The sequence below is a fragment of the Pseudomonas sp. NFIX28 genome (assembly GCF_900107395.1).
GTDB lineage: Bacteria > Pseudomonadota > Gammaproteobacteria > Pseudomonadales > Pseudomonadaceae > Aquipseudomonas.
On sequence record NZ_FNPW01000001.1, the window covers coordinates 422,654 to 443,323 of the forward strand.

Annotated in this window: 13 protein-coding genes; 12 read left to right on the forward strand and 1 reads right to left on the reverse strand. The window is 64.9% G+C overall.

Annotated features, from left to right (window positions below):
* Positions 1-222: 222 nt before the first annotated feature.
* The 12 genes from BLV20_RS01945 (at position 223) to BLV20_RS02000 (ending at position 20,371) form a co-directional block, all read left to right on the forward strand.
* Positions 223-1,587, forward strand: a complete 1,365-nt coding sequence (locus BLV20_RS01945) for an APC family permease (RefSeq protein ID WP_092296213.1) — start codon at positions 223-225, stop codon at positions 1,585-1,587.
* A 9-nt stretch (positions 1,588-1,596) separates the two neighbouring features.
* Positions 1,597-2,700: a DmpA family aminopeptidase gene (locus BLV20_RS01950; RefSeq protein ID WP_092296216.1), complete on the forward strand. Its 1,104-nt coding sequence runs from the start codon at positions 1,597-1,599 to the stop codon at positions 2,698-2,700.
* Between the two features lie 296 nt (positions 2,701-2,996).
* Positions 2,997-4,445, forward strand: coding sequence for a serralysin family metalloprotease (locus tag BLV20_RS01955; protein WP_092296219.1), 1,449 nt, complete (start codon positions 2,997-2,999; stop codon positions 4,443-4,445).
* A 105-nt stretch (positions 4,446-4,550) separates the two neighbouring features.
* On the forward strand, positions 4,551-4,934 hold the full coding sequence (locus tag BLV20_RS01960; RefSeq protein ID WP_092296222.1) for an AprI/Inh family metalloprotease inhibitor: 384 nt from the start codon (positions 4,551-4,553) through the stop codon (positions 4,932-4,934).
* Positions 4,935-5,176: 242 nt separating this feature from the next.
* A complete protein-coding gene (locus tag BLV20_RS01965; protein ID WP_371914290.1) occupies positions 5,177-6,961 on the forward strand; it encodes a type I secretion system permease/ATPase in 1,785 nt (594 codons plus the stop codon).
* Between the two features lie 14 nt (positions 6,962-6,975).
* Complete coding sequence (locus tag BLV20_RS01970; RefSeq protein WP_371914291.1) at positions 6,976-8,292, forward strand: HlyD family type I secretion periplasmic adaptor subunit; 1,317 nt, start codon at positions 6,976-6,978, stop codon at positions 8,290-8,292.
* Between the two features lie 2 nt (positions 8,293-8,294).
* Positions 8,295-9,650: a TolC family outer membrane protein gene (locus BLV20_RS01975; RefSeq protein WP_092296231.1), complete on the forward strand. Its 1,356-nt coding sequence runs from the start codon at positions 8,295-8,297 to the stop codon at positions 9,648-9,650.
* Between the two features lie 160 nt (positions 9,651-9,810).
* A complete protein-coding gene (locus BLV20_RS01980) occupies positions 9,811-12,711 on the forward strand; it encodes an autotransporter serine peptidase EprS (protein WP_371914292.1) in 2,901 nt (966 codons plus the stop codon).
* Between the two features lie 186 nt (positions 12,712-12,897).
* Positions 12,898-15,981 carry an autotransporter serine protease gene (locus BLV20_RS01985; protein ID WP_092296237.1) on the forward strand — a complete coding sequence of 1,028 codons (3,084 nt, stop codon included), beginning with the start codon at positions 12,898-12,900 and terminating at the stop codon, positions 15,979-15,981.
* A 38-nt stretch (positions 15,982-16,019) separates the two neighbouring features.
* Positions 16,020-17,720, forward strand: a complete 1,701-nt coding sequence (locus tag BLV20_RS01990; RefSeq protein ID WP_092296240.1) for a polyurethane esterase — start codon at positions 16,020-16,022, stop codon at positions 17,718-17,720.
* Positions 17,721-17,827: 107 nt separating this feature from the next.
* Entirely contained in the window at positions 17,828-19,681 is a 1,854-nt protein-coding gene (locus BLV20_RS01995; protein ID WP_092296243.1) for a polyurethane esterase, read from the forward strand.
* A 297-nt stretch (positions 19,682-19,978) separates the two neighbouring features.
* Positions 19,979-20,371, forward strand: coding sequence for a hypothetical protein (locus tag BLV20_RS02000; protein WP_092296246.1), 393 nt, complete (start codon positions 19,979-19,981; stop codon positions 20,369-20,371).
* 20 nt (positions 20,372-20,391) lie between these two features.
* Here the strand turns inward: BLV20_RS02000 and BLV20_RS02005 are convergent, their stop codons facing one another.
* Positions 20,392-20,616 (reverse strand): YgdI/YgdR family lipoprotein, encoded by a 225-nt coding sequence (locus BLV20_RS02005; RefSeq protein WP_092296249.1) that lies wholly within the window; start codon positions 20,614-20,616, stop codon positions 20,392-20,394.
* Between the last annotated feature and the right edge of the window lie 54 nt (positions 20,617-20,670).

The window sequence follows — 20,670 nt, forward strand, 5'->3', positions numbered from 1 at the left end:
GGCTCCGCGTCGTTGCTGTGGCCCGGCGGGTTGTTTCTCCGCCAGGTGAAAGCACGGTTTCGGCGATTTGCCCGGTCGCGTCAAGGGGGAGTACTCCAATAGGGGAATTGGCCCTGTGCCCGCGGCTGCCTAAAGTGGCCTGCAACAAGTGCGACCCAGAGCGCACCCGCCCAACGTCCTTCGTTTCTGCCTCAAACCAAAAATAATCACGAGGATAACGACATGAGCTCTCCCTGCGTGCCGCAAGGCGCCCTGAAACCTACGCTGAGCGCGTTCGATGTGGTGGCCATCACCGTGTCGGGCGTGACCCCGGCCAGTTCGGTTTTCGTCATCGCCCCGTTCGCCATCCACCAGGCCGGCAGCGGGGTGTTCCTGGCCTTTGTCATGGCGGGGCTGCTGGCCTTGATGTTCGCCTTTTGCTACGCCGAACTGGGCCGCGCCCACAACAGCGCCGGCGGCGAATATGTGTACGCCAAGCGCGTGTTCGGCGGCATGGCCGGCTACGCGACCTTTCTCACGGTGCTGGTGATGTTGCTGTTCATCCCGCCGGTGCTGGCCACCGGCGCGGCGACCTACCTGAACAATGCCCTGGGCACGCGCTTCGATTCGCAGACCGTGGCCCTGGTGATCGTGGTCAGCAGCTATGCGCTGGGTATTCTCAATATCAAGCTCAACGCCTGGATCACCGGCACCTGCCTGTTGCTGGAGATTGCCGCGTTGCTGGTGATCGTCTTCCTGGGGTTTGGCAATGCCTCGCAGCCGGCGAGCATCCTGCTGCAGCCGCAGATCGTCGAGAACGGCATGCTGCACATGGCGCCCTGGGCCCTGGTGATCGGCGCGGTGGGCGTCGGTCTGTTTTCCTACAACGGTTACGGCTCGGCGGTGCTGCTGGCCGAAGACATGAAATGCAAGGGGCAGGGCGTGCACAAGGCCGTGCTCTGGTCGCTGGTGCTGGTGGTGATCATCGAACTGGTGCCGCTGACCGCGCTGCTGATCGGCGCGCCGTCACTGAGCGCCATGCTCGAAAGCCCCGATCCCATCGGCTACCTGCTCACCAGCCATGGCAATGAAACCCTGTCGCGGGTGGTCAGTGCCGGGATCTTCCTTTCGGTGTTCAACGCGATTGTCGCCATCGTGATCCAGATCGGCCGGGTGATTTTCTCCAGCGGGCGCGATGCCTTGTGGACGCCGGGCATCAACCGCCTGTTCACAAGGATCCACCCGCGCTGGGATTCGCCGTGGCTGGCCACGCTGTTCCTGGCCGTTCCGTCGGCGGTGCTGAGCTTCAGCTCGAACCTGGCCGAGCTGACCTCGTTCAGCGTGCTGCTGATCATACTGGTGTACCTGATCGTCGCCCTCAGCGCGCTGATGAGCCGGGTGCTGCTGCGCGACCGCGCCCACCCGTACCGCATGCCGCTGTGGCCGTTGCCGGCGCTGGTGGCGGTGATCGGCGCCGGTTATCTGTTGTTCAACCTGTTCCTGGACGCTTCGCTCAGGGACATCATGGTGATCGTCGGCCTGCTGGCGCTGTCGATGATCCTGTACGGCACCAACGGCCGGTTCAGCCCGGCGTTCCAGAAGCTTTAAGGAGAAGTCATGCGCGCACGTCAATTGGGAATCAGCCTCGGCCTGGGTACGCCCGGCCCGTTCAACGCCATTACCGATGTCCCGGGGGTGCGGGTTGGCCACAGCACCCTGCGCACCACGGTCGACGGCAAGCAGGTGCGTACCGGGGTGACCCTGGTGCAGCCCCGCGAAGGCTTCGCCCGGCTGCAACCCTGTTTTGCCGGTTGCCATGTGCTCAACGGCAATGGCGATGCCACTGGCCTTGAGTGGATCCGCGAAGCGGGCCTGCTGACCACGCCGCTGGCCATCACCAATACCCACAGCGTCGGCGTGGTGCGCGATGCGCTGATCGCCGAGGAGCATGCAAGCCTGGCGGACCCTGCGGAGTATTGGTGCATGCCGGTGGTGATGGAGACTTACGACGGCCTGCTCAACGATATCTGGGGCCAGCATGTCGGCCCGCAACAGGTTCGCGAAGCGCTGGCCAACGCCGAGTCCGGGCCGGTGCACGAGGGCGCGGTGGGCGGTGGCACCGGCATGATCTGCCATGAGTTCAAGGGTGGCATCGGCACGGCCTCGCGCCAGGTGCCGAAGGAGCAGGGCGGCTACACGGTCGGCGCGCTGGTGCAGGCCAACCATGGCAAGCGCGAAGAGTTGCGGGTCGACGGCTACCCGGTGGGGCGGCGACTGACCGGCATCCCGTCGCCCTTTGCCCAGCGGGGCACGCCCGGCATGGGCTCGATCGTGGTGATCCTGGCCACCGATGCGCCGCTGTTGCCGCACCAGTGCCAGCGCCTGGCGCAGCGGGCGTCGATCGGCATCGCCCGTACCGGCGGCGGCACCGAGGACTCCAGCGGCGATATCTTCCTGGCTTTCGCCACCGGCAACCGCGACCTGCCGCCGTGCGCCTACGGGCGCCAGGGCGTGCCGTTGAGCAGCCCGCTGGCGATGCTTAACAACGACTACATTTCGGCGCTGTTCAGTGCCGCCGCCGAAGCGGTGGAGGAGGCCATCGTCAACGCCTTGCTGGCCGGCGAGCCGATGACCGCGGACAGTGGCGCGCAAGTACCGGCACTGGCGGGGGAAACCTTGTTGGAAGCGATGAAACTAACTGGATGGAACAAACTTTCATGAACTAAAAACTGCGACGTAGTCGGCAAAAGAATGTTTACCTTTATTTAATATTTAAATTCGAGATTGTCCGACAATTATTCCCGGATATTGAAGCGCAAAGAATATTTCGACTTGTCAGTCACTGTTTGCTGGAGTTTGCCGGAACAGCGGAATCAGGCGTCAAAAAAGTAGTGGACGCCTGATTTCAAATTGTGTCAGCTTTCTTGCGCCTGCATTGGGCGAGTGATAGGACGATCTCGCCAGGGATTGTCGCTATCGGACAAAAACTGTTCCATTGATTACAAGGAAGTGTGTTTATGTCGAAAGTTAAAGCGAAAGCTATTGTGACCGCAGAACAAGAGCTCGTGCCTTTGGCCGCAGCAAGTTCGGCTTATAACCAGATCAATAGCTTCAGCCATCAGTATGACCGTGGCGGCAACCTGACGGTCAATGGCAAGCCCTCCTACTCGGTCGATGAGGCAGCCACCCAGCTGCTGCGCGACGGTGCCGCGTACCAGGATCTCAACGGCAGCGGCAAGATCGAGCTGACCTATACCTTCCTGACCTCGGCCTCCTCGAGCACCATGTACAAACATGGCATCTCCGGGTTCAGCCAGTTCAGCAGCCTGCAAAAAGCCCAGGCGGTCCTGTCCATGCAGTCCTGGGCCGATGTGGCCAATGTCACCTTTACCGAAAAGGCTTCCGGCGGTGACGGCCATATGACCTTCGGCAACTACAGCGGCGGCCAGGACGGGGCGGCGGCCTTCGCCTACCTGCCCGGTACCGGTGCCGGCTACGACGGTACTTCCTGGTACCTGATCAACAGCAGCTACACCGCCAACAAGAACCCTGGCCTGAACAACTATGGCCGGCAGACGCTGACCCATGAGATCGGGCACGTCCTGGGCCTGGCCCACCCTGGCGACTACAACGCCGGGAACGGCAACCCGACGTACAACGACGCGACCTATGGAGAGGACACGCGCGGCTACAGCATCATGAGCTACTGGAGCGAGAGCAACACCGACCAGAACTTCAGCAAGGCCGGCGTCGAAGCCTATGCTTCCGGCCCGCTGATGGATGACATCGCGGCGATCCAGAAACTCTACGGGGCCAACACCAGCACCCGTACCGGCGACACCACCTATGGCTTCAACTCCAATACCGGGCGCGATTTCCTCAGCGCCAGTTCGTCGGCCGACAAGCTGGTGTTCTCGGTATGGGACGCGGGCGGCCGGGACACCCTGGACTTCTCAGGTTTTACCCAAAACCAGAAGATCAACCTCAATGATGCCTCGTTCTCCGACGTTGGCGGCATGGTGGGCAACGTGTCCATCGCCAAGGGCGCGATCATCGAGAACGCCATTGGCGGTTCGGGCAGTGACCTGCTGATCGGCAACAAGGTGGCCAACGAGCTCAAGGGCGGTGCCGGCAACGACATCCTCTACGGCGCCGGCGGCGCGGACAAGCTCTGGGGCGGCGCGGGTGCCGACACCTTCGTCTTCGGTGCGAGTTCGGACTCCGCCCCGGGCGCGGCCGACCAGATCCTGGATTTTGTCAGCGGCCTGGACAAGATCGATCTGACCGGCATCACCCAGGGCGCGGGGCTGCACTTCGTGAACGCGTTCACCGGCAACGCCGGCGACGCGATCCTCACCACCTCGGCTGGCAACAGCACCTTGTCGGTGGACTTCTCCGGGCACGGCGTGGCGGACTTCCTGGTCAGCACCGTCGGCCAGGCGGCCTACACCGACATCGTCGCCTGAGTCGTTGCGTTGTAAGGTAGAAAAGGAGGGTGGCGCCCAGGCGTCGCCCTCTCACCTTGCATTGACAGGCGAACTGCCTGAGGCTGTGGCCCGGAGCAACCCCCTATGATTCGAACTGCCTTGATCGCTAAGGCCGGCGCGTACCTGATCGCGACGCTGATGATGTTTTATGGAGAGACAAACATGGCAAGCAGCCTGAGATTGGCGGACCCCGCGGAACTGGCCGGACACTGGCAACTGTCGCAGCCGGCACAACCTGCCAACCGCTGCGCCTTGGACCTCGAGCTGAACGGCACTCTGGGCGCCGGCGCCGAGTGTTTTTCCGCCTGGCTGGGCGACTCGGCGATCGGCTGGTTTCCCGAGCCGGATGGTATTGCCGTGACTGGCAAAGAGGGCTCGAAGATCATCTTTCTAAGTCGCCAGAAAGAAGGCTTATATCAGGGCAAATTGGAATCGGGCATAACGGTTATATTGCAGCGAGCCCCCTGAATTATCACGGCTGTATGCATCGTCAAGTGTAACTGTATGGATAAGCGTATAAGGCATCGCCATATACGCTGTTGCCCATGATCGGAATAAAAGACTAAATAACTAGAACTCCGTTTCGTCTGGCGGTAGAGTTCTTTCGCCTGTCCGCCTCAATAATCCAATAATGTCCCGACTCAAGTACGGGCGGTTTATTTATCCTGCGCCCTGGCCCGGGATATACAGCTCAGGAAAGACCAATGAAGATGGCGAAGACCACTGCACCGCTGTTCAAGGCACTGGGCGATTACAAAGGCATTCTGATCAGCGTCGGGTGTTTCACCGCGCTGATCAACGTGCTGATGCTGGTCCCCTCGATCTACATGCTCCAGGTCTACGACCGGGTACTTTCCTCGCAGAACGAAACCACTTTGGCGATGCTCTCGCTGATGGTGGTCGGGTTCTTCGCGTTCATCGGCCTGCTGGAGGTGGTGCGCAGCTTCATCGTCATCCGCATCGGCAGCCAGCTGGAGCGTCGTTTCAACCTGCGGGTCTACCAGGCGGCGTTCGAGCGCAACCTGTTTCGCGGCGAAGGGCATGCCGGGCAGTCCCTGGGCGACCTGACCCATATCCGCCAGTTCGTCACCGGCCCCGCGTTGTTCGCGTTCTTCGACGCGCCCTGGTTCCCCATCTACCTGTTCGTGATCTTCCTGTTCAATACCTGGCTGGGCGTATTCGCCACGGCGGGCGCGGTGTTGCTGATTGCCCTGGCGTACCTCAACGAAGCCATGACCAAGAAGCCCCTGGGCGAGGCCAGCGGCTATTCTCAGAAGTCCACGCAACTGGCCACCAGCCACCTGCACAACGCCGAAACCATCCAGGCCATGGGCATGCTCGGCGCGCTGCGCAAGCGCTGGTTCGAGGTGCATTCGCGCTTTCTCGGCCTGCAGAACCAGGCCAGCGACACCGGCGCGGTCATCAGCTCGCTGAGCAAGACCCTGCGCCTGTGCCTGCAATCGCTGGTGCTGGGCCTGGGGGCCTTGCTGGTGATCAAGGGCGACATGACCGCCGGGATGATGATTGCCGGCTCGATCCTGATGGGCCGCGTACTGAGCCCGATCGACCAGTTGATCGCCGTCTGGAAGCAATGGAGTTCCGCCAAGCTGGCCTACCAGCGCCTGGACTCGCTGCTGCAGGCGTTCCCGCCGAGCGACACCGCCATGTCGTTGCCCGCGCCCAAGGGCCAGGTGAGCTTCGAGCAGGTCAGCGCCGGCCCGCCGGGCAAGCGCATGGCCACCTTGCAGCAGGTCAGCTTCAACCTCGGCGCGGGGGAAGTGCTGGGCGTGCTCGGGGCTTCCGGTTCCGGTAAGTCGACCCTGGCCCGGGTGCTGGTGGGCGTATGGCCGACCCTGGCCGGCACGGTGCGCCTGGACGGCGCCGATATCCATCGCTGGAACCGCAACGAGCTGGGGCCCTACATCGGTTACTTGCCCCAGGACATCGAGCTGTTTTCCGGAAGCATCGCCGAGAACATCGCGCGCTTTCAGGAGGCCGACCCGCAGAAAGTGGTGCAGGCCGCGCAACAGGCTGGCGTGCACGAACTGATCCTGCGCCTGCCGCAGGGCTACGACACCCTGCTGGGCGATGACGGCAGCGGCTTGTCCGGTGGCCAGAAGCAGCGCGTGGCCCTGGCCCGGGCGCTGTATGGCGAGCCGCGCCTGGTGGTGCTCGACGAGCCGAACTCCAACCTCGACACCGTGGGCGAAAGCGCCCTGGCGTCCGCCATCGCACAGATGAAGGCCCAGGGCACCAGCGTGATCCTGGTGACCCATCGCTCGTCGGCGCTGGCCCAGGCCGACAAGCTGCTGGTGCTCAACGAAGGGCGCCTGCAAGCCTTCGGCCCGAGCCAGGAGGTGCTCAAGGCGCTGTCCGGCAATGCCCAGGCCCAGGCGCAGGAGCAGCAGCGGGAAAAAACCTCGGCCCCGACGGCCCCGGCCGGTTTGAGCATGAGCCGCCAGTATCAGGCCCCGACACGGAACCCAGGCGCATGAGCAAGGACAGCGAAATGATGATCGAACAAGGTTACGCGCCGGAACGCCCCGAGCGCGATGCGCGGTTTTTTGCGCGCATGGGCTGGGTCCTGGCGCTGGCCGGCGCCGGCAGCTTCTTTGCCTGGGCCGCCCTGGCGCCGCTGGACCAGGGCATCCCGGTGCAGGGCACGGTGGTGGTCTCGGGCAAGCGCAAGGCCGTGCAATCCATGAGCGGCGGGGTGGTCAGCCGGATCCTGGTGCGCGAGGGCGAGGCGGTGAAACAGGGGCAACCGCTGTTCCGCCTGGACCAGACCCAGGTCGAGGCCGATGTGCAATCGCTGCAGGCGCAGTACCGCATGGCCTGGGCCAGCCTGGCGCGCTGGCAGAGCGAGCGTGACAACCTCAAGCAGGTGAATTTTCCCCAGGCCCTGAGCGCCGATCCCGATCCGCGCCTGGCCCTGGTGCTGGAAGGCCAGCGGCAGCTGTTCAGCAGCCGGCGCGAAGCCTTTGCCCGCGAGCAGGCGGGGATTCGCGCCAATATCGAAGGCGCGACCGCGCAACTGGCCGGCATGCGCCGCGCGCGCAGCGACCTCAACAACCAGGCCGAGTCCCTGCGCCAGCAGCTGGCCAACCTGCAACCCCTGGCCGACAACGGCTACATCCCGCGCAACCGACTGATGGAGTACCAGCGCCAGTTGTCCCAGGTGCAGCAGGAGCTGGCGCAGAACACCGGCGAAAGCGGGCGGGTGGAGCAGGGCATTCTCGAATCGCGGCTCAAGTTGCAGCAGCACAGCGAGGAGTATCAGAAGGAAGTGCGCAGCCAGTTGGCCGAGGCCCAGCTGAAAAGCCTGACCCTGGAGCAGCAACTGACTTCGGCCGGTTTCGATTTGCAGCACAGCGAAATCGTAGCGCCCGCCGATGGCATTGCCGTCAACCTCGGGGTGCACACCGAAGGCGCCGTGGTGCGGCCAGGGGAAAACCTGCTGGAGATCGTGCCCCAGGGCACCCGCCTGGAAGTGGAAGGGCACCTGCCGGTGAACCTGATCGACAAGGTCGGCAGCCACTTGCCGGTGGACATCCTGTTCACCGCCTTCAACCAGAACCGCACGCCGCGGGTGTCCGGCGAGGTCAGCCTGATCTCGGCCGACCAGATGGTCGATGAAAAGACCGGCGTGCCGTACTACGTGCTGCGCAGCAGTGTCAGCGACCAGGCCATGGAGCAACTCAACGGCCTGGTGATCAAGCCGGGCATGCCGGCGGAAATGTTCGTCCGCACCGGCGAGCGCTCGCTGCTCAACTACCTGTTCAAACCCCTGCTCGACCGGGCGGGTTCCGCATTGACCGAGGAATAAGGATGTTCCGTCGCATGAGTCAGCTTTCCATCTTCGGAGCTACAGTCGCATTGCTGGTATGCACCAACGCCCAGGCCATGGGGCCATTCCAGGTCTATGAACAGGCGCTGCGCAACGACCCGGTGTTCCTCGGTGCCATCAAGGAGCGCGATGCCGGCCTGGAGAACCGCATCATCGGCCGCGCCGGGCTGCTGCCAAAACTCAACTACAGCTACAACAAGGGCCGCAACGACTCCCAGGCAACCGTGCCCGATGGTCGCGGCGGCACCAGCCACGACAACCGCAACTACGACAGCTACGGCTCGACCTTCACCCTGCAACAGCCGCTGCTCGACTACGAGGCCTATGCCTCCTACCGCAAGGGCGTGGCCCAGGCGCTGTTCGCCGACGAGAACTTTCGCGGCAAGAGCCAGGAGCTGCTGGTACGGGTGCTGACCTACTACACCCAGGCGCTGTTCGCCCAGGACCAGATCGATATCGCCCAGGCCAAGAAGAAGGCCTTCGAACAGCAGTTCCAGCAGAACGAGCACATGTTTCGCCAGGGCGAGGGCACCCGCACCGACATTCTCGAAGCGGAATCGCGCTACGAGCTGGCCACCGCCGAGGAGATCGAGGCCCGCGACGAGCAGGATGCGGCGTTGCGCGAACTGGGCGCGCTGATCGGCGTGCCGACCGTGGACATTCGCGACCTCGACCCGCTACGCGAACGTTTCGAGTCCTTCACCCTGTCGCCCGCCAACTACGACGCCTGGCATGAACTGGCGATCAGCAACAACCCGAACCTGGCTTCCCAGCGCCACGCCGTGGAAGTGGCGCGTTATGAAATCGAGCGCAACCGCGCCGGCCATCTGCCGCGGCTCAGTGCCTATGCCACTTCGCGGCGGGTCGAGTCGGAAAGCGGCAACACTTACAACCAACGCTACGACACCAACACCATCGGCATCGAAATCAGCATGCCGCTGTACGCCGGCGGCGGCGTCTCGGCGGCCACCCGCCAGGCCAGCCGGACCATGGAACAGGCCGAATACGAGCTGGATTCGCAGACCCGCACCACCCTGATCGAGCTCCGGCGCCAGTTCAGCGCCTGCCTGTCCGGGGTCAGCAAGCTGCGCGCCTATCAAAAGGCACTGACTTCGGCCGAGGCGCTGGTGGTCTCGACCAAGCAAAGCATCCTCGGCGGCGAACGGGTCAACCTTGACGCGCTGAACGCCGAGCAACAGCTGTACACCACGCGCCGCGACCTGGCGCAGGCCCGTTACGACTATCTGATGGCCTGGACCAAGTTGCGCTACTACGCAGGCACCCTGCGTGAAGATGACCTGGCCCAGGTCGACGAAGCCTTCAGGCCCGGCTCATGAACTGACAATCAAGGCGGCCGAGGGCGGCCCGACCTGACATTTTCGACAAAAACAAAAAACGAGAAGTCATCACATGGATAGACGCTTTTATCAGCTCAAGGCGCTGAGTCGCCGCTTGTTGCTGGCACGCTCCACCCTGGTGGCCGTAGCGCTGCCCGGCATGGTCCAGGCGCAGTATCAGGAAACCGGCCAACTGGGCGTGCCGGCCAGTTGGCGATCGGCCGAATACACCCAGGACTGGGGCCTGGAGCGCATGCGCGCCAGCTCCGCCTATGCCGCTGGCATCACCGGCAGCGGGGTGAAGATCGGCGCCCTCGACTCCGGCTATGACGCCAGCCATGGCGAGGCCTCGCCCGATCGCTTCCATGGGGTCACCGCCACAGGCACTTATGTCGACGGCACGCCGTTCAGCGTTTCCGGGCAGCTCAACGCCAACAACGACAGCCATGGCACCCATGTCACCGGCACCATGGGCGCGGCCCGCGATGGCATCGGCATGCACGGCGTGGCCTTCAATGCCCAGGTCTATGTGGGCAACACCAACAAGAACGACAGTTTCCTGTTCGGCCCGACCCCCGACCCGCGTTACTTCCAGGCGGTGTACGGGGCCCTGGCGGATGCCGGGGTGCGCGCCATCAACAACAGCTGGGGCAGCCAGCCGCCGGGCGTCAGCTACCAGACCCTGGACGGCCTGCATGCCGCCTATGCCCAGCACTATGGCCAGGTCACCTGGCTGGACGCGGCCGCCGACGTGTCGCGCCAGGGCGTGATCAACGTCTTCAGCGCCGGCAACAGCGGCTATGCCAACGCCAGCGTGCGCGCGGCGCTGCCGTACTTCCAGCCGGAGCTGGAAGGTCACTGGCTGGCGGTGTCCGGCCTGGATGCGAATAACCAGCAGCGCTACAACCAGTGCGGCATTGCCAAGTACTGGTGCGTGGCGGCGCCCGGGCGGCTGGTCTCCAGCACCGTGCCCGGCGGCGGCTATGCCACCAAGTCCGGCACCTCGATGGCGGCGCCCCACGCCAGCGGCGCGCTGGCGCTGGTGATGGAGCGTTATCCCTACATGAACAACCAGCAGGCCCTGGAGGTGCTGCTGACCACCGCCACCCAGCTGGACGGTTCGCCCACCGTGGCCCCCACCAGCCTGGTCGGTTGGGGCGTGCCCAACCTGGAGCGGGCCATGCACGGGCCCGGGCAGTTGCTGGGGGCCTTCGATGCCAACCTGGGCGCCGGGCAGGGCGATGTGTGGAGCAACGACATCTCGGACAAGGCGCTGTTGCAGCGCCAGGGCGAAGACGCTGCCGAACGCGCGGCCTGGCAGCAGACGCTGAAGGACAAGGGCTGGGAAAACGGCCTGGGCGCCGGTGCCAGCCAGCAGGACAAGACCGACTACGCCGTCGGCATGGCCCGCGATGCAGCCGCGGCGCAGCGGGTGTACGAGGGCAGCCTGGTCAAGTCCGGCGCCGGCTGGCTGGTGCTCGGCGGCAATAACAGCTACCGCGGGGCGACCACGGTCAATGGCGGCTTGCTGACGGTCAACGGTTCGTTGACCTCGGCTGTCACGGTCAATGCCGGCGGCACGCTCGGTGGTTCCGGGCTCGTCGCTGCGCTGCTGGCCAACAACGGCGCCACGGTGGCCCCCGGTAACTCCATCGGCACCTTGCAGGTAGCGGGGGATGTGACCTTTCAGCCGGGCTCGACCTATGCCGTGGAGCTGTCGCCCACCAGCAGCGACCGTATCGTCGCTGGCGGCAAGGCCACCCTCAACGGCGCCGGGGTCACCCTGGCCCTGGAAAACAGCCCGCAACTGCTCAGCCTGGAGCAGACGCAAAGCCTGATCGGCAGCCAGTACCAGATTCTCCAGGCCGCTGGTGGCATCGACGGGCGCTTCGGTTCGGTGGAGCCCAACTACCTGTTCCTCGGCGGCAGCCTGGATTATTCGGCCAGCGGCGTACAGCTGAGCATCGGGCGTAACGACACCTCGTTCGCCAGTGTCGGCCTGACCCCGAACCAGCGCTCGGTGGCGGCCGCCGCCGAGCAACTGGGGGCGGGCAACCCGGTGTATGAAAGCCTGCTGCGGGCGCCGAGCGCCGGCATGGCGCAACAGGCGTTCCAGCAGTTGTCCGGGGAAATTTACCCGGCGCTGGGTTCGATGCTGCTCAACGACAGCCGTCAGCTGCGCGAGGCGGTCGGCGAGCGCCTGCAGGTGCCGGGCGCGGTGGTGCAGAGCGAGGGCAACGCCTGGCTCAAAGTGCTGGGCGCCTGGGGCAAGAACGACGGCGACCACGACACCGAGGCCTACAACACGTCCATCGGCGGGCTGCTGCTGGGGGCCGACGGCGCGCTCAGCGACAGCACGCGCCTGGGCGCCTTCGCCGGCTACAGCGACAGCTCCCTGAGCATGGGCGGCGGCACTCACTCCAAGGCCTCCGTGGACAGTTATCACCTGGGCACCTACCTCGGCCACGAGCTGGGCGCCTGGCGCCTGAGCGCGGGCGCGGCGCACAGCTGGCACCGCGCCGACGTCAAGCGCGACCTGCAGTTCGTCGACGTCAGCGGCAAGCAGAAAGCCAAGGTCGACGCCCGCACCAGCCAGGTCTTCGGCGAGGCGGCTTATCGCCTCGACTTGCCGGCGCTAGCCCTGGAGCCGTTCGCCAACCTGGCCTACGTGCACCTGCACCGCGACAGCTTCAGCGAGAAGGGCGATGCCGCGGCGTTGAAAGGCGGCAGCGACAGTCGCGAAGCAGTGCTCAGCACCCTCGGCCTGCGCGCCCTGAAAAGCCTCGAACTGTCCGGGCAAACCCGCCTGGACCTTTCCGGCTCCCTGGGCTGGCAGCACAACCTGAGCAGCACCCGCGCCGAAGAACACCTGGCCTTTGCCTCCGGCGGCACGCCGTTCAGCGTCGAAAGCACCTCGCTGCCGCGCGATGCCGCGCTGGTCGGCGCCCATGCCAGCCTGGCGCTGAGCCGCGACCTGCGCCTGAGCCTGGATTACACGGGCCAGCTGGCCAGCCGCGACAACAACCACGGGGCAGGGCTGAGCCTCAACTGGCAGTTCTGAGCAGGCTCCTGACAGCGTCGTGCCGATGCAAGGTCGCATCGGCACGGCAGAGCGGTATCGACACCGCAGGCTCGCGGGCCGGCGGTTCGGTAAAACCACTCGCGCCGGTTCTGGCGCGGTGTTTCTAGCAGTCAATTGTTCCTGGCCAGGCAACTATTTCTAGCAAGGCAACTAAGGAAGGTACCGATGAAATACAGATTTACGGGGGCTGCTCCGGCGGCCAATAGCCTGGTGCGCGCCTCCTGTGGCGCCTTGATCTGCAGTCTGGCCGTGGCGGGCAGCGCCCAGGCCGCGCCCTATGTGGAAAGCGGCAAGCCGGGCGATCCCGGCAGTTGGCGCAGTGCCGAGTTCAATGCCGAGTGGGGCCTGGGGGCGATTCATGCCGAGCAGGCCTATGCCGCCGGTTATACCGGCAAGGGCGTCAAGCTGGGCATTTTCGACCAGCCGGTGTATGCCCCACACCCGGAATTCAGCGGCAGCAACAAGGTCATCACCCTGGTCACCAGCGGCATCCGCGAATACACCGACCCCTACATTCCGGTCAAAGCCGGCGATGCCTTTCGTTATGACGGCACGCCCTCGGTCGGCTCCGACGGCAAGCTCGGCTCCCACGGCACCCACGTCGGCGGTATCGCCGCCGGCAGCCGCGACGGCGGGCCGATGCACGGCGTGGCCTTCGACGCGCAGATCATCACCGCCGAGAACGGCGACCCGGGCCCCGAGGACGGGATCATTCTCGGCAACGACGGCGCGGTCTACCGGGCCGGCTGGGATGCGCTGGTGAACAGCGGCGCGCGGATCATCAACAACAGCTGGGGCATCGGCATCACCGACCGTTTCGACCAGGGCGGTCGCGACCCGGCCTTCCCGCATTTCACCGTGCAGGACGCGCAGTTGCAGTTCGACCAGATCCAGCCGCTGCTGGGCACCCGCCAGGGCGGCGCCTACAGCGGGGCGATCGACGCCGCGCGCAGCGGCGTGCTGACCATCTTCGCCGCCGGTAACGACTACAACCTGAACAACCCGGACGCCATCGCCGGCCTGGCCTATTTCGTGCCGGAAATCGCGCCGAACTGGATGACGGTCGCGGCCTTGCAGAAGAACCCCGACACCGCCAGCCCCAATCCCTACACCCTCAGCACCTTTTCCTCGCGCTGCGGCTACACCGCGAGCTTCTGCGTCTCGGCGCCGGGTACGCGGATCTACAGTGCGGTGATCGGCGGCACCAACCTGGACGACATGACCCTCGGCTACGCCAACAAGAGCGGCACCTCCATGGCCGCGCCCCATGTGGCGGGCGCGGCGGCGGTGCTGATGGAGCGCTTTCCGTACATGAGCGCGTCGCAGATCGCCACGGTGCTCAGGACCACCGCCACCGACATGGGCGACCCGGGCATCGATGCGCTGTACGGCTGGGGCATGATCAACCTGCAAAAGGGCATCGACGGCCCGGGCATGTTCGTCACCGAGGCGGACATTCCCCAGGAGTTCCGTGTCGAAGGGGCCTACGGCTCCGGCCAGTTCGTTGTCGACCTGCCCGGCATCGGCGCCGTGGTGGATGCCGGCAAACCCACCGAGCGCCTGTGCACCGACGTGCATTGCGGGCTGGATGTCTGGCGCAACGACATTTCCGGCCACGGCGGCCTGACCAAGCAGGGCATCGGCACCCTGGTGCTGACCGGCAACAACAGCTACAGCGGCCCGACCCTGGTCAATCAGGGACGCCTGGCCATCAACGGCTCGCTGGCTTCGGCGGTGACGGTGAATGACAGCGGCATTCTCGGCGGCAACGGGCGCATCGCCGCCCTGACCGCCAACCGTGGCGGCACCGTGGCGCCGGGCAACTCCATCGGCACCTTGCAGGTGGCGGGCGATGTGGTCCTGCAACCAGGCTCGACCTACGCGGTGGAGCTGTCGCCGACCAGCAGCGACCAGATCGTCGCGGGCGGCCAGGCCACCGTCGAAGGGGCCAACGTGACCCTGGCCCTGGAGAACAGCCCGACCTTGCTCAGCGCCCGCGAAGCGCAAAGCCTGCTGGGCCGGCAATACAACATCCTGCAGGCGGCCGGTGGCGTCGCGGGCCGTTTCGGTTCGGTGGTGCCGAACTATCTGTTCATCGGCGGCAGCCTCGATTACTCGGCCACCGGCGTGCAGTTGCAGGTCGAGCGCAACGCGACGGCCTTCAGCGATGTCGGCCTGACCCCGAACCAGCGTTCCGTGGCGGCCGCCGCCGAGCAACTGGGGGCGGGCAATGCGGTGTACGAAAGCCTGCTGCTGTCGGAAAACGCCGCCAGCGCGCAACAAGCCTTCCAGCAACTGACCGGGGAGATTCATCCGGCCATCGGCACCATGCTGATCAACGACAGCCGCCAACTGCGCGATGCCGTGGGCGATCGCCTGCGCCAGGACGGCCTGCTCGATTCGGCGGCGCCAGCGGCCAGCGACAACAATGTGTGGTTCAAGGTGCTGGGGGCATGGGGCAAGACCGATGCCGGGTATGACCATGCCAACTACACCACCTCGATCGGCGGCCTGCTCGCCGGGGTCGACGGCTTGATTGCCGAGGACACCCGTCTCGGCCTGTTCACCGGCTACAGCGACAGCTCCCTGAGCATGGGCGACGGCACCCATTCTTCGGCCTCGGTGGACAGCTATCACCTGGGCGCCTACCTGGGGCATCAACTGGACGCGCTGCGCCTGAGCGTCGGTGGTTCCTACAGCTGGCATCGCATCGACGTGGAGCGCGACCTGCAATACGGCGAGTTCTCCGACCGGCAGAAGGTCAAGCGCGACGCCCAGAGCACCCAGCTGTTCACCGAAGCGGCGTGGCAAGTCGCGCTGCCGGGCGTGGCCCTGGAGCCGTTCGCCAACCTGGCCTACGTGCATGTGAGCAGCGACAGCTTCCATGAAAAAGGCGGCGCCACCGCGTTGCACGGCGGCGACGACAACCGCGACGCGGTGCTGTCGACCCTCGGCCTGCGGGCCAGCAAACGCTTTGCCCTGTCCGACGCCCGGCAGCTGGAACTGGCCGGCACCCTCGGCTGGCAGCACAACCTGAGCGATACCAGCTCGGATCAGCACCTGGCTTTTGCAGGCGGTAATTCGTTCAACATACAGAGCGTTGCGCTGGACCGTAACGCCGCTGTGGTCGGGGCTCGCGCCGGCTTGTTGCTGGGCCGCGATACCCGGGTAAACCTGGACTACAACGGCCTGCTGGGTTCGCGGGACAAGAGCCACGGGGTCGGCCTGACCCTGGACTGGCAGTTCTGAGGCCTGCAGGCCAATGACCATAAGAATGAGGCAGACACATGGGTGTATTCGATTATCGGAGTGACCGGGGCGAGGCGGGCAAGGCGCTGTACAGCGATGCCCTGGCGTTGACGCTTTACGCCTACACGCCTACCGGGCAGCCGCTGGCGTCGGGCTGGACGGCGATTTCCGCCGGGCAGCTGGGCTACCAGGGCAAGGTCGGGCCCCAGGGCACTTTCTTCGGCGAGCAGGAAGGCTTTACCAGCGCCGAAGTGGAAGTGCTGGGGCGTTATGACGAGGCCGGCAAGCTGCTGTCGATCGGCATTGCCTTTCGTGGCACCGGCGGGCTGGGCTTGAGCGATACCCTGGGCGATATCAAGAACAACCTGCTGGCCGCGGTCGGGCCGGTGGGCTACGCGACGAACTACAGCAAGAATGCTTTCGACAAGTTGTTCGCCAGCGTCGCCGAGTTCGCCAAGGCCCAGGGCCTGAGCGGCCAGGATGTGCTGGTCAGCGGCCACAGCCTGGGCGGCCTGGGGGTCAACAGCCTGGCCGAACTGAGCGACGGGCACTGGGGCGGTTTTTATGCCGACGCGCGTTATGTGGCGTTCGCCTCGCCGACCCAGAGCCCGGGGGACAAGGTGCTGAACATCGGCTACGAAAACGACCCGGTGTTCAGGGCGCTCGACGGCACCACGTTCAATGCCTCGTCCCTGGGCAGCCATGATCAGGTCCAGGCTTCGGCGACCAACAATATCGTCAACTTCAACGAGCACTACGCCTCGACCCTGGAGAACCTGCTGCCGCAGAGCATCCTCAACCCGCTGTCGTGGAAGGCCCACGGTTCAGCGGGTTATGCCGATGGCTTGAACCGGGTGGTGGATTCTGCGTTCTACGACCTGACCAGCAAGGACTCGACGCTGATTGTCTCCACCTTGTCCGAGGCCAGTCGTGGCACGACCTGGGTCGAGGACCTCAACCGCAACGCCGAGCCGCACAAGGGCAGCAGCTTTATCTTCGGCACCGACGGCAGCGACCTGCTCAAGGGCGGGCGCGGCAACGACTTCATCGAGGGGCGCGACGGCAACGACACCTTCCGCGACGACGGCGGCTACAACATCCTGCTGGGTGGCAAGGGGCATAACGTCTTCGACCTGCAGCAGTCGTTGGGCAAGTTCAGCGTGGTCAACGATGGCGACGGCAGCCTGTATGTGCGCGATGCCTATGGCGGCATCAGCATGACTCGCGATATCGGCGCACTGGTGAGCAAGGAGCCGGGCTTCGCCTGGGGTCTGTTCAGCAAGGAAGTGACCCACAGCGTGACCGACCAGGGCCTGCTGGCCGGCAACCAGCTGACCCACTACAACCATTCGCTCAATGGCGACGCCTACGGCAATGCGCTGGTGGCCAGCGTCGACGGCGACTGGCTGTTCGGGCACGCCGGCGACGATGTACTGCGCAGCGACAAGAGCGACGTGACCTTTGTCGGCGGCGCCGGCAACGACGTCATGCACTCCAGTGGCGGCGGGGCCAACACCTTCCTGTTCAGCGGCGCCTTCGGCTTCGACGCGATCCATGGCTACCAGGGCAGCGACAAGCTGGTGTTCATGGGCGTGGCGGGCGCGGGGCAGGGCTACGACTACACGCAACACCTGTCACAGAGCGGCCAGGACACCTTGCTCAGCGTCGGCGACTACGCCGTCACGCTGGTCGGGGTGACGGCGGACAACCTGGCCGGCACGGGGATTGTCTTTGCATAGATAAAAGCGCCAACAAGGCATTGCACTAAGGGCGGGGCGTCTGTTGAGGGCGCTCCGTCCGCGTGAGCTATCTCGAATAAGGTTCAACAACAAAGAGAGGCAATACCATGGGTGTGTATGACTACAAAAACCTCGGCACAGAAGACTCCAAGGCGCTGTTTTCCGATGCGCTGGCGATCACGCTGTATTCCTACCACAACCTCGACAACGGCTTTTCCGCCGGCTACCAGCAGTACGGCTTCGGTCTCGGCCTGCCGGCCACCCTGGTCACGGGGCTGATCGGCAGCGGCGATTCGCAAGGGGTGATTCCGGGGCTGCCCTGGAACCCCGATTCGGAGAAAGCCGCGCTGGAGGCGGTGCAAAAGGCCGGCTGGACGCCGATCGGCGCTTCCCAGCTGGGCTACGACGGCAAGACCGACTTTCGCGGCACCTACTACGGGGAAAAGGCCGGCTACACCACGGCCCAGGCTGAAGTCCTCGGCAAGTACGACGACCAGGGCCACCTGGTTTCCATCGGCATTGCCTTTCGCGGCACCAGCGGCCCCCGCGAATCGGTGATCGGCGACTCCATCGGCGATGTGATCAACGACCTGATGGCGGCATTCGGTCCGCAGGACTACGCAAAGAATTACGCCGGCGAAGCCTTCGGCACGCTGCTTGCCGATGTCGCGGCCTTCGCCCGGGCCAACGGCCTGACGGGTAAGGACATCCTGGTCAGCGGCCACAGCCTCGGCGGCCTGGCGGTCAATAGCCTGGCGGACCTGAGCGGCGATCGCTGGTCGGGGTTCTACCAGGACGCCAGCTACATTGCCTATGCCTCGCCGACCCAGAGCGCGGGGGACAAGGTGCTGAATATCGGCTATGAGAATGACCCGGTGTTCCGCGCCCTCGACGGCTCTTCATTCAACCTGGCGTCCCTCGGCGTGCATGACACGGCGCAGGAATCGGCGACCAACAATATCGTCAGCTTCAACGACCACTACGCCTCGGCGGCCTGGAACCTGCTGCCGTTCTCCATCCTGAATATCCCGACCTGGCTGTCGCACCTGCCCACCGGCTACGGCGACGGCATGACGCGGATTCTCGAGTCGAAGTTCTACGACCTGACGAGCAAGGACTCGACCATCATCGTCGCCAACCTGTCGGACCCGGCGCGGGCCACCACCTGGGTCCAGGACCTCAACCGCAACGCCGAGACCCACAAGGGCAGCACCTTCATCATCGGCACCGACAGCAACGACCTGATCCAGGGCGGCCAAGGCAACGACTACCTGGAAGGCCGCGCCGGCAACGACACTTTCCGCGACGCCGGCGGCTACAACATCCTGCTGGGCGGGCAGGGCCACAACACTCTGGACTTGCAGCAGTCGGTGAAGAATTTCAGTTTCGCCAACGACGGCGCCGGGACCCTGTATATGCGCGATGCCAACGGCGGCATCAGCATCACCCGCGATATCGGCGCGATCACCAGCAAGGAGCCAGGGTTCCTCTGGGGCCTGTTCAAGGACGACGTGACCCACAGCGTCACCGATAAGGGCCTGCTGGCGGGCAGCAACCTGACCCAGTACGCCTCTGCGGTGAAGGGCGACGGCGCGGCCAATACCCTGACCGCCCACGCCGGCGGCGACTGGCTGTTCGGCCTGGACGGCGACGACCATCTGATCGGCGGCCAGGGCAACGATGTGCTGGTCGGCGGTGCGGGCAACGACTTGCTGCAAGCGGGCGGGGGCAGCAACACCTTGCTGTTCAGCGGCAACTTCGGCCAGGACCGCGTGCTGGGCTACCAGAGCAGCGACAAACTGGTGTTCCTCGGTGTCGGGGGCGTGGTCGCCAACGATGACTACCGCGCTCATGCCAGCACCGTGGGCAACGATACCTTGCTGACCTTCGGCGGTGACTCGTTGACCCTGGTCGGGGTGAGCCTGGACAGCCTCAACGGCGCCAGCATCACCATCGCCTGAAGACTGACCGCGCGGGGTGGCGTCCTTGCCTTGCGCGGTCACGCTTTCTTTCCTGTAGCCCCCCGACAGCAGTTCCGGCAACGGCCGCGGTATTTGCCCGAAGGGTGACCTGTGGGCCGGAAAGTGACTCCAATACCTTCCAGCCGCGGCCGATATCCCGGCTGCTCGATGGCGCAGCTGCCCTGCGGGGCCAGTAAAGCCCGTGCGGGCTGGCGCGTTATCAAGGCAGGCCGCCGATACCGAGGCAGCGGCCAAGGTTTATTCAATGGCAACAGTGAACAGCAGGAGAAACACAAGGTGAGTGATAACCAGAGGTATGGCATCGGCCTGGCGCTGGTCCTGGCAGCAGGCAGCGTCATGGCCGAGGACCTGCCTCAGCAGTCGATTCTCAAGCGCTACGGCGTGACGCCCGACCAGCTGCCGGCGGCTACCGCGCCAGTGGGCAAGGCGGTGGAGCCTGAGCCGAGCGAGCGCTTTCATGTCGAGGCGTCGCAGCCTTGGGCGAATGTGACGCTAAGGGAGGACAAGCGGCCTGAAACCACCGGCAATATCAGCATCGATAATGCCGCGGCCCGAGAGTTCGAGCGTTGTCAGCGGGTGCGCAGCGAGCTGCAGAAGCGAGGGCAACAGCAATACATTTCTTGCGATAACAGCGTGCCGGGGCAGAATTCGGCACCCTGGTCGCCCTGAGGGCGACCAGGTCTGATCGGTCAGTCTTCCTCGCGGACGGTGGCGACATCGTCCGCCTTGATGCGGATTTTCTTGCCGGCAATGTCTTCGAATTCGTAGAAGCCGTCGGCGGTCTTGGCGTTAGGCATGTCCTTGGTCAGGTACTGCGTACCGTTCTGCAGGGTCACCACGGTGGGCGAGGCGCAGCCGCCCAGTGCCAGGAATGCGGCAACGGCCAATGGCAGGCCCAGGTATTTGACGTTCATAGACAAACCTCTCTTCATGAATCTGTGAGTCCACCCACGATGGCGGCTCGCGAC